Below are 6,181 nucleotides of genomic sequence, written 5' to 3'. Positions count from 1 at the left end.
AGCGCGGCGCCGCCGGCGAGCACGAGCTCGCGGTGGTCGGGGTCGGCGACGGGGATCTCGCGCGAGGCGTCGGTGTGCAGCTCGATCGCCGACGGGGTGCATCGGAACCGCCACGGCTGGCTGTTGTGCAGCGACGGCGCGGCGGTGGCGGCGATGACCACCGTGCGCACCTGCTCGGCGGTGAGGCCACCGACAGGGATCAGCGACTCCGCCATCGGTGTCGCCTCCCTTCCGATCTCTTGGGTTCGCGGCTGTCCGGTACCCGCTTCGATATCCACCGTGCCGCCCGCGGACCAGTGGCACACAGGGCAGAACGGCCCCTGTCGCTAGCGAAACGTCAAGTACCAAGGACCTGCGCCGAAGGTCGCCCGATTCGATGTCCTTCGCCTGTCGAGACCGGATCGCCCGGCTCGGCAGTCTCGAGATGTCGATGGAGGTGACGGACGATGGCCGACGACCAGCGACACGGCGGCCGCGCGGGCGACCGACTGCCGCGACGGCCGACCGACCGGGTGGAGAGCATCGCGGCCTGGTTGCTGGCATTGCTCGGCCTGCTAGGCGGGATCGTCGCGTTCGTGATCGGCTCTCAGACCCACGCGAGCACGCTGCAGCGTGCCCGTGCGGAGGCAGCGGCGCGAACCCCTGTCACGGCCGTGGTGGTGTCGAACACCCCGCCGATGACGGCGGTTGCGAGCCGAGGCGGCAGCCAATCGACGCGGATACCGGTGCGGTGGGTCGGCAGCGACGGTGTCGAGCGGGTCGACGAGGCGGTGGTGACGCGGGCCCTGCGGGCCGGTGACCCGGTCACCGTGTGGGCGGATCGTGACCGCCACCTCGTCCCGCCACCGACCGACCCGGACCTGGCCCTCGTCGGCGCGGTAGTCACCGCGGGGCTGGCCGCGCTCGGGGTCGGGGTGACGCTGGGGGCGTTGTGGTGGGTGGTGCGACGCGGCACGCTCGCCCGCAACAGCGCCCGCTGGGCGCGGGAATGGCGCGGCGTCGAACCGGTGTGGAGCGGCCGGGCACTCGGCGAGAGCCCGTCCTCATGATCGGACGGAAGGCGCGAGCGATCGCCCAGGCCGTGGTCATGTGGGTGTGGGGAGCGCCTATCGCGTTGTCGGTCGCGCCGGACGCGAGGCGTGCCAGAAATGATATGGAGAAACCGGTGCAGCCCGGTGCCGAGAAAGAGGTCTCACGATGACGAAATCGGTTGTTGTCGTCGGTGCCGGCATTGCCGGGCTGTCGGTCGGGTGTTATTTGCAGATGAACGGATATCGCACGAGGATTGTCGAACAGCACGACCTGCCGGGTGGGTTGTGCACGTCGTGGCGGCGCGGTCGGTATGTTTTCGACAACTGTCTCCAATGGCTGGTCGGCTCCGGACCCGGCAACAGCCTGTACGACGCGTGGCAAGAGTTGGGGGCCGTCCAGGACAGGGACATGGTCGACCATGACGAGTTCGTTCGCGTCATCGGAGCAGACGGGACGGCGCTGGTCGTCTACACCGATGTCGACCGCCTGGAGCGGCACCTGTGCGAGCTGGCGCCCGAGGACGCCCGGCGGATCAGGAAGCTCACCGGCCTGGTGCGCCGGCACGCCCGTTTCGACCTGCCGTTGGGCAAGCCCAGCGAGCTTATGTCCGTGCCCGACCGGCTGAAGGCGGCCGCCCGGGCGCTGCCGTTCCTCTGGTCGTTGGCCCGCTACGGCCGGGTCTCCCTGCCTGACTTCGCCGCCGGTTTCCGGCATCCGCTGCTTCGTACCGCGTTCACCACGATCATCGATACGCCCGACTTTCCGCTGCTCGGCCTGTGCGTGACCCTGGCGTGGATGCACAACCGGGCGGCCGGGTACCCGATCGGCGGTTCGCTGGAGTTCATCCGGGCCATCGAGCGTCGGTACCTGGCCCTCGGTGGCCAGGTGGAGTACGGGGCGCGGGTGGACAGGATCCTGGTCGAGGATGCCCATGCGGTGGGTGTGCGGTGTGCCGACGGCGGCGAGCGCCGCTCGGACTACGTCATCTCGGCCTCGGACGCGCACACCGCGGTGTACGAGATGCTCGGTGGCCGTTTCGTCGACGACGGGGTCCGCGCCCGGTACCAGGAGTCGCGCATCTTCCCGCCGCTGGTGCGGGTTTCGTTGGGTATCGCGCGTGACATTTCGGCCGAGCCGCACGCGGTGGTGCAACTGCTGCCCGAACCGTTGGTCCTGGGCGGGGTCGAGCAGCGCTCGATTTCGATCCGGCATTACTGCTATGACCCGACGATGGCCGAGCCGGGCACGTCGTCGGTGGCGGTGATTCTCGGCGCCGACTACGACCATTGGCGGTCGCTGGCGGACGACCCGGCGGCGTACGCCGAGGAGAAGGAACGGATCGCGGCCGCCGTCATCGGCGTGCTGGAGCGGCGATTTCCCGGAGTACGGGACCAGATCGAGGAAATCGATGTCGCCACCCCGTTGACGTTCGAGCGGTACACCGGAAACTGGCGCGGCTCCTATGAAGGGCTGCTGATCACGACCGAGAACCTCACCTGTCGACCGAGAAAGACGCTGCCCGGCCTGGACAACTTCTACCTGGTCGGTCACTGGGTGGCGCCCGGGGGTGGGCTGCCGTCCGGGGTGCTGACCGGCCGCGAGGTAGCGCAGCTGATCTGCGCCCGAGACGGCAGGCCGTTCCGGACCAGCAAGGGCGCCCCGGCGCTCGACCGGTCCTGAGCGGGACTTGGGGGGTGGCGGTGGGTACGTCGACCCAGCACGCATCGACTCAGTATGCGACGGTGCCGGCCGAGACCGGGTCCGGGTGGGACCCCTCGGGAACCTGCCGGGCGGCTGCTGCGTGACCTGGGTTCGCGTGCCTCGGGGCTGTCGGTGCGGGAGGCGGCGCGGCGGCTGGAGCGGTACGGGCCCAACGAGCTGCGCTCCGCGCGGGCGGTCGTGTGGCGGCGCGAGCTGGTGCGTCAGTTCACCCACCCGCTGGCGCTGTTGCTGCTGTGCGCGGCGGGTCTGGCATTCGTGGCGGGAACCGTCCACCTGGGGTGGGCGATCCTGGCCGTCGTGGTACTGAACGCGGGGTTCGCGTTCGTGCAGGAGCGGCAGGCGGGCAAGGCCGTGGAGGCGCTGAGCCGGTACCTGCCACCGAGTGCCCGGGTGCGCCGAGGCGGCGCGGTGCGGCTGGTCGCGGCGGCCGCGATCGTGCCGGGTGACGTGCTGTTGCTGGCCGAGGGCGATCGGGTGCCTGCGGACGCCCGGCTGCTGTCCGGGGCGTTGGAGATCGATGCCTCGGCGCTGACCGGGGAGTCGGAGCCGGTGCGCCGGCTCGCGGACGCCGTGGACACCTCTCCTCGGGTGCTGGACTCGCCGGTGCTGGTGTTCAGCCGGCACGGGGTGCCTGGGCGGTCCGGCCGAGGCGGTGGTGCACGCGACCGGCGTGCACACCGAGATCGGCCGGATCGCCCGCGCTGGCCGGGCGGCGGCCGCCGGGCGACAGCCCGCTGGAGCGTCAGGTGCGGCGGGTGGCCTACCTGATCGCCGCCGTCGCGGTCGGGGTCGGGATCGCGTTCTTGCCGCTGGGTGTGCTGGCCGGGCTGTCCTGGACCGAGGCGGCGATCTTCGCGGTCGGGTTGCTGGTGGCGAACGTGCCGGAGGGGCTGCTCTCGACCATCACGCTCGCGCCTGCGGTCGGGGTGCGGGCGATGGCCCGGCGCGGGTCTCTGGTCAAACGCCTGTCGGCGGTGGAGACGCTCGGCTCGACCTTGGTGATCTGCACGGACAAGACGGGCACCCTGACCCGAGGGGTGATGCACGTGCGGCAGGTGCGCGGCCCGTCCGGTGCGGTGCTCGCCGAGCTGGCCGAGGCGGTGGCTCGCTGCTCGACAGCCGACCTGGGCGCGGGCCAGGGCGATCCCACCGAGCTGGCGCTGCTGGAGATGGCCGCCAGGGCGGACGTGCGGATCGACCCCGCCGGCCGCGACGGGCAGCGGCTGGCGCTGTTCGCCTTCGACCCGCGCCGCGCGTCGATGGCCACGCTCGACCGTGTCGGGGACGCCCGCCGGGTGCACGTCAAGGGCGCCCCCGAGCGGGTGCTGCCGCGCTACGTCCTGGAGCCCGGCCAGCGGGCCGCGCTCGCCGCCGCCGTCGACGAGATGACCGGCCACGGGCTGCGCGTGCTGGCGGTGGCCCGCCGCGACTGGACCGAGCCGGGCGAGCCCGACCGGGACCAGGCCGAGGGACCCGGGTTGCGCCTGCTCGGGCTGGTCGGGCTGCTCGATCCGCCCCGGCCGGAGGTCGCGGCGGCCGTCGAGGCCTGCCACGCCTCCGGGATCCGGGTGCACGTGGTCACCGGGGACAACGGGCGCACCGCCGCCGAGATCGCCCGGCTGGTCGGCATCCGCGCCGAGCGCGTCGTCGACGGCGCCGCCCTGGACGCGATGTCCGACGCCGAGCTCACCGCGCTGCTCACCCGCGGTGAGGAGATCGTGTTCGCCCGCGCGACACCGGAGGCCAAGCTGCGGATCGCCGATGCGCTGGAGGGCGAGCGGCACGTGGTTGGCCATGACCGGCGACGGCGCCAACGACGCGCCGGCGCTGCGGCACGCCGACATCGGGGTGGCGATGGGACGTTCTGGCACCGAGGTCGCCAGGGAGGCCGCGACCATGGTGCTCACCGACGACAACTTCGCCACGATCGTCGCCGGGATCGAGGAGGGCCGGCGGGTCTACGACAACGTGCGCAAGTTCGTGCTCTACATCTTCGCCCACCTGGTCCCGGAGGTGGTGCCGTTCCTGGTCTTCGCCCTGTCCGGTGGGCTGGTGCCGCTGCCGCTGACCGTGCTGCAGATCCTCGCCATCGACCTGGGCACCGAGACCCTGCCCGCGCTGGCGCTCGGGCGCGAGCCCTCGGAGCCGGGGCTGATGGCCCGCCCACCCCGCCGCCGAGGGCAGAACGTGATCGACCGGGAGATGCTGTTGCGCGCCTGGGGCCTGATGGGGGTGGTCTCCGCCGTGTTGGTCATGGGGGTGTTCCTGCTAGTGCTCGTCGGGTCCGGCTGGACGCTCGGCGCCCCGACCCAGCCGGGCACGCCGCTGCACCACGCCTACCTGCAGGCCACCACGGCCACCTTCGCCGCGATCGTGGCCTGCCAGGTCGGCACCGCGTTCGCCGCCCGCACCCAGCGTGTCTCGTTGCGACGGATCATGGTGACCAGCAACCCGCTGCTGTTGGGCGGCATCGTGTTCGAGCTGCTGCTCACCGCCGCCGTGATCTACCTCCCGCCGCTGCAGGCCGTGTTCGGCACGGCGGCGCTGCCCGGGTGGGCGCTGCTGCCGCTACCGGTGCTGGTGTGGGGCACCGACGAGCTCTACCGCGCGCTGCGGCGCGGCGCGGTCAGTCGGCCGACCGGTCGTCCGGGACCGCCGTGAGCGCGTCGGCGATACCGGCCGCCCAGGCACGGATGGCGTCCCAGTCCCGGAAGTCCCCGGCGCGGCCGTGCTCGACCATCTTCCGGGCGATGAACCCACGCGCGGTCCCGGCGTCCAGCCGGCCGGCGAACGTGATCGGCGGGTCGGCGCCGATGCGGGGGAGCAGGCGCAGCACCGCCCTCGGCGTCGTAGGCGGGTGAACCCGTTCGTCCAACGGGCCGCTCTGGAACAGCCACACCCGCATCCTGGCCAGCTCGGCCAGGTGCTGGCGCAGCAGCCGCACGGCGGGACGCTGCCACCTGCCGTTGTAGAGCGCGCTGCCCAGCACCACAGCGTGATAGCCGAGCAGGTCGTGCACCTCGCGGGCGTCTCGCAGGTGCACCCTCGGCCCGCGCTCGCCGATCTCGTCGGCGATCACCGAGGCGATCTCCTCGGTGGAACCGCGCTTGGTCGCGTACGCCACCAGCACCTCAGCCATGACCCTCACCGCCCTTCGGCGTCGTCCGCCGTCGATGCTCGCGCCTCGGCGTCCCGCCGCGCCGGAGTCCAGCGTCCCCACCCGGGAGCCGAAGGACCCGACCGCCGGGGCGATCAGGTTGACCGCGTGGTCGTCGATCTCGCGCCGGATGCCGTCGCCGTCGCGGTCCTCGGCGATGACCGACTCGGCCAGCGAGGCCCGAACGCAACAGCGCGGTGGTGGCGCGGTCGAACGCCCGCACCGCCAGGGCGGCCATGCTCGCCAGCCGTTCGACCAGCTGGCCCAGTT

At 72.3% G+C, this 6,181-nt stretch carries 5 protein-coding genes and 2 pseudogenes; 5 read left to right on the top strand and 2 right to left on the bottom strand.

Translation table 11 applies throughout. The features are described 5' to 3' along the window. Positions 1-215: pseudogene (locus N912_RS0146850) on the bottom strand (Acg family FMN-binding oxidoreductase); the annotation flags it as partial. A gap of 231 nt (positions 216-446) precedes the next feature. Here N912_RS0146850 and N912_RS61380 point away from each other — a divergent pair. The 5 genes and pseudogenes from N912_RS61380 (at position 447) to N912_RS66895 (ending at position 5,415) form a co-directional block, all read left to right on the top strand. After that, positions 447-1,049 carry an Rv1733c family protein gene (locus N912_RS61380; RefSeq protein WP_028927861.1) on the top strand — a complete coding sequence of 201 codons (603 nt, stop codon included), beginning with the start codon at positions 447-449 and terminating at the stop codon, positions 1,047-1,049. Between the two features lie 148 nt (positions 1,050-1,197). After that, positions 1,198-2,712, top strand: coding sequence for a phytoene desaturase family protein (locus N912_RS59210; protein ID WP_037070260.1), 1,515 nt, complete (start codon positions 1,198-1,200; stop codon positions 2,710-2,712). A 54-nt stretch (positions 2,713-2,766) separates the two neighbouring features. Then, positions 2,767-3,522, top strand: a complete 756-nt coding sequence (locus tag N912_RS66905) for an HAD-IC family P-type ATPase (RefSeq protein ID WP_156994429.1) — start codon at positions 2,767-2,769, stop codon at positions 3,520-3,522. Further along, a pseudogene (locus tag N912_RS66900) lies at positions 3,501-4,478 on the top strand (HAD family hydrolase); the annotation flags it as partial. The gene N912_RS66905 and the pseudogene N912_RS66900, both read left to right, overlap by 22 nt. 37 nt (positions 4,479-4,515) lie before the next feature. Then, positions 4,516-5,415 carry an HAD-IC family P-type ATPase gene (locus tag N912_RS66895; protein WP_342670912.1) on the top strand — a complete coding sequence of 300 codons (900 nt, stop codon included), beginning with the start codon at positions 4,516-4,518 and terminating at the stop codon, positions 5,413-5,415. Here N912_RS66895 and N912_RS0146815 read toward each other — a convergent pair. Then, positions 5,381-5,893 carry a flavodoxin domain-containing protein gene (locus tag N912_RS0146815; protein ID WP_028927856.1) on the bottom strand — a complete coding sequence of 171 codons (513 nt, stop codon included), beginning with the start codon at positions 5,891-5,893 and terminating at the stop codon, positions 5,381-5,383. The genes N912_RS66895 and N912_RS0146815 overlap by 35 nt on opposite strands. Positions 5,894-6,181 lie beyond the last annotated feature (288 nt).

This window comes from Actinospineispora acaciae DSM 45401, assembly GCF_000620785.1.
Lineage (GTDB): Bacteria > Actinomycetota > Actinomycetes > Mycobacteriales > Pseudonocardiaceae > Pseudonocardia > Pseudonocardia acaciae.
This window is presented reverse-complemented; position numbering and strand designations above follow the sequence as displayed.